Here is a 3,772-nt window from a genome sequence, read left to right as displayed (position 1 = left end):
CCCCGGCGGCGGCCGGATGCGCCGGACGGGGGCGGAGGCGGAGGCCGGGATTGCGCGGCGGCGTCGGCGCGAAGGCGTTGGTAGCAGCGGGCGGTGGGCAACCGCTGGGAGCCGTTCGTGATGTCGGGCGAGGGCGGCTGCGGGTTCAATCCGGTCGCACGCACCGGAGTTCCCCGAGGCGCCGTGCCGCGAGCTGCCCGAACTGCGGCGGATGCCGGACCGTCCGGCGCCGCGGTGACCGGGTGCACGCGGCGCGCCGGCGCGGCGCGTCTCCGGGAAGTCGTGTGGTCCACGGGCAGCCGCCCGGGTGAGCGTGGTCAGGTCTGGCGTAGTGGTCGCAGGGCGGTGCCCCAGGCGATGACGTCGTCGAGTACGGCCACGACCGCGTCCTCCTGGTGCGGCTGCGGCGCGAGTTTCGTGAAGTCGACGAAGTCGTGGTGCATCAGGAGCGCGGCGTGATGGCGTACGTCGGCGATGCCCAACGCGGCCATCGTGTTGCGCAGATGTGCGATGGCCCGGCCGGCGCCCTCCATGCCGTAGCCGACGAAGCCCGCCGCTTTGTCGACCCACTCCGCGTACACGAAGTCGAGAGCGTTTTTCAGGGCTCCCGGGACTCCGTGGTTGTACTCGGGTGTGACGAACACGAACGCGTCCAGGGACCCGACCTTGTTCGCCCAGCGAATCGTGTGCGGTTGGCTGTACCCGCCCATCAGCGCGGGGATCGGCTCGTCGAGCTGCGGCAGGTCGTAGTCCCGCAGATCGACCAACTCGTAGTGCGCGCCGGCGTGGCGTCGGGCAACGTCCAGGACCCATCGACCGACGTCCTCCCCGACGCGGCCGGGGCGGGTACTGGCGATGACGATACCGACTTTGATCATGGGCGGTTGGTCTCCTCGTTCGCGGGTTCAGCCGGTCCGACCGGTTCGCCAACCGAGCCCGGCGCCGCCCTGTTGGGCGCGGCGGGGATCCGGTGGGGATGCGGCAGGGGCTCGGGTGCGGCGTCCTTCGGTTCGACGCCGGAGATTGCAGCGTACGAAGGTCTGCCGGGGGTGCCCATGCGTCACCGTCCCCCGTTGATACGCGCGCGTCCTTTGTCGGCCGCCCGTCCGCGTCACGGCGTTACGCTGGCGCGATGGATGTCCTCAGCCAGGTCACCGGCTCGATGCGCACGGATCGGCCGCGATGGTTGCGCCTGGAGGGACAGGCCGCGTGGGGGCAACGCTTCGGGGCAGCGCGGGGGATGGCCTTCCATGTGGTGCTGCACGGGTCCGCCGTGCTGTACCCGGCCGGTGGTGGGCCCGTGGCGCTCGCCGAGGGCGATGTGGTGCTGCTGCCCGCAGGTGGCGCCCACGGTTTGGCGGACGGTCCGACCGTGCCCTCGCCGGAGTCGTCGCCATGGCCGGCGGACGTGTTCGGGACGGATCCGGGTACGTGGGACCTCGGCGCGCGCGAGGGCACAGCCGAGGGGCCGGCCGCCGGCGCAGCCGGGAGCGACACGGATGCCGGCCGGGTGGGGCGAACGGTTGTCCTCGGCGGCGTCTTTCCGCTCGACCGGAGCCGCTGCCATCCGGTGGTCAACGACCTGCCCGAGATCATCCACCTGCCGGTCGGCGCGCGGCAGGAGTCGCGCCTGCGGGCGATCCTGGACCTGCTGCGCCACGAGGTGCGCCGGCCCGACATGGGCTCGGACGCGCTGATCGGCTCGCTGCTCGACGCGCTGCTGCTGTACGTGCTGCGCTGGTGGTACCGCGATCATGGCGCCGGTACGGGCTGGGGCCCGGCACTGAACGATCCGGCGATCAGCAGGGTGTTGTGTCGTATGCACGAAAGCCCCGGCGACCCGTGGACGGTCGAACGACTCGGCGCGGTGGCCGGCCTCTCCCGCTCCGCGTTCGCCCGCCGGTTCACCGAACTCGTCGGCCGACCGCCACTGGGCCAGCTCACCTGGATCCGGATGAACGCGGCCGCCGAACGGCTGCGGGACTCGGACGACCCACTGAGCGCGGTGGCTCAACAGGTCGGCTATGCCTCGGAGTTCGCCTTCTCTACGGCTTTCAGACGGGTATTCGGCACGGCACCCGGCGCGTATCGCCGACAATCGACCGACCGGGCGGCGTAACACCGCAGCGACCGGCTACGACATCACGGGCCCCGGGGGCACGAGTGGCCGGCCCGCCGGGCGGCCGGCGGGGGGTCGGACCGCCACCTCGGGGCGCGGTTGCGATGGCTCACCTCTGCCCCTGCGTGTACTTCCGTGTACTTCCGTGTACTTCGCGTCCTTCATGGCCGAAGGGCTCATCGGCCCCGGTTCACCCCCACGAGCGCGAGGACTTCGGGCCGGGGCGGACGGCAGCGGGTCGAGGCGAGCTTGAGCATGGTCACGACGAGCACACTGCTGCTGATCTCTTCTACTCGGTGATCACGCCTGCGAGGTGATCACGCCTGCCAGGCCATCACGCCTGCGAGGCACGCGAACCGCCGAGCCTTGTCGCCTCGGATGGCGGAGCCGTGGGCGTAGGGGCCGCGGGCCGTGCCGTTGGCGGCGCCATCGAAGTTGCGGCGAACGTTCGCGGGCAGGGCGCTGTACTCGCTGCGGGCCCGGTTGGAGTACATCACTTGGAGTACTGCACGTAGTAGTTGCTCACGGCTCCACCGGGTCCCGTGGATGTCGACGACGCCGGTGTGGTCGCCGGATCGGATGCGGTCGGCGTCGGCCTGGATCCGTGCGTGTTCTGCCGGCCGGACGGCCCAGTGGACGGCGATGGAGGCGATGTCCCGGATGGGGGCGTTGCCGATTTCGTCGTCGAACTCGTCGCGCTCGTGCTCGAGGAGGGCGGCACAGATGTCGACGAGGGGATAGGGGAGTTCGGTGGGCACGCCGTCGATGGTGGTGGTGATCGTTGGGCGGTCCGGGTCGCAAAGATCGTCGTCCATGCCGACAAGGTGGCACCGCCTCGCACGTGTCCGGTGGCCGGCGCACTCGGGGACAGTACGCAACCCGGTGTGCGCCCTGCCGCCCCGGGGGCCGCCGCCACCGTCGCGGAGTGGGGGATCCGGTCGCCCGGTTCCGGCCTGGCCCGGTAGCCGCAGCGCGCGTCGATGCTGCGCGGGGGCAGACGGCCGGTGTGGCTCCGTGGCCCTCGGCGATCGAGTCGATCCACCTGGCCAGGACAAAGTGCCGTGCTCGGAGGCGATGAGCTCGAAGTTCTCTTCAAGTGAAGACGCCCGCCGCATCGGTGCATCGAGCAGCCGCTCGCCCCGCCGAGGTCCCCGGAGGCGAGCTTGCCGCAGCACGCCGACGGGTGCGCCGCCGGCATGGCACGCCGGCGGGTGCGCCGCCGGCAGGCAAGCGACCCTGGGTTCATGGCCGATGGGGACGGTATGCAACCCCGAGTCGTCGAACGGCTGCCGTAGACACCCGACCTGGGCCCGGCCATCCCGTAGCGGCGCGGCGCGTCCTGCTCCCCCCAGCGCGCCGGGACGACGTCAGTCTCGACGTCCGGCCGGCGCAACGAGAACGCCCGAATCGCCTCCGACAAGTGCAGTCCGGGAGAAAAGGCGACAACGAGCCGTTGGGCACCCCGATCAACGTCGTGCACGCGCTGCACCGCTGCGGGAACAGCCACGAGAATCTTTTAGCGCCTCCTCGTAGAGCTGCTTCCCGGCGGCGGTCGGCTCCACGCGGCGTGTGGTCCGCACCAACACAGTGCACGCCAACTCCTGCTCAAACACGAGCTGTTGCGCCGCCCGGCCGAAGTGCCGGTGCTCGGCC

3 protein-coding genes and 1 pseudogene are annotated in these 3,772 nt (G+C 71.3%); 1 reads left to right on the top strand and 3 read right to left on the bottom strand.

Annotated features, from left to right (window positions below):
* Window positions 1-317: 317 nt before the first annotated feature.
* Window positions 318-878 carry an NAD(P)H-dependent oxidoreductase gene (locus GT354_RS38095; protein ID WP_161360959.1) on the bottom strand — a complete coding sequence of 187 codons (561 nt, stop codon included), beginning with the start codon at window positions 876-878 and terminating at the stop codon, window positions 318-320.
* Window positions 879-1,132: 254 nt separating this feature from the next.
* Here GT354_RS38095 and GT354_RS38090 point away from each other — a divergent pair, with 254 nt between their 5' ends.
* Window positions 1,133-2,119, top strand: a complete 987-nt coding sequence (locus GT354_RS38090) for an AraC family transcriptional regulator (RefSeq protein ID WP_161360958.1) — start codon at window positions 1,133-1,135, stop codon at window positions 2,117-2,119.
* A gap of 317 nt (window positions 2,120-2,436) precedes the next feature.
* On the opposite strand, the gene GT354_RS38085 is transcribed toward GT354_RS38090, so the two are convergent.
* Both GT354_RS38085 and GT354_RS56790 read right to left on the bottom strand, forming a co-directional pair.
* Window positions 2,437-2,934: a hypothetical protein gene (locus GT354_RS38085; RefSeq protein WP_161360957.1), complete on the bottom strand. Its 498-nt coding sequence runs from the start codon at window positions 2,932-2,934 to the stop codon at window positions 2,437-2,439.
* A gap of 651 nt (window positions 2,935-3,585) precedes the next feature.
* Window positions 3,586-3,772: pseudogene (locus GT354_RS56790) on the bottom strand (hypothetical protein); the annotation flags it as partial.

Source organism: Streptomyces sp. SID3343 (genome assembly GCF_009865215.1).
In the GTDB taxonomy this organism is placed as follows: Bacteria; Actinomycetota; Actinomycetes; order Streptomycetales; family Streptomycetaceae; genus Embleya.
This window is presented reverse-complemented; position numbering and strand designations above follow the sequence as displayed.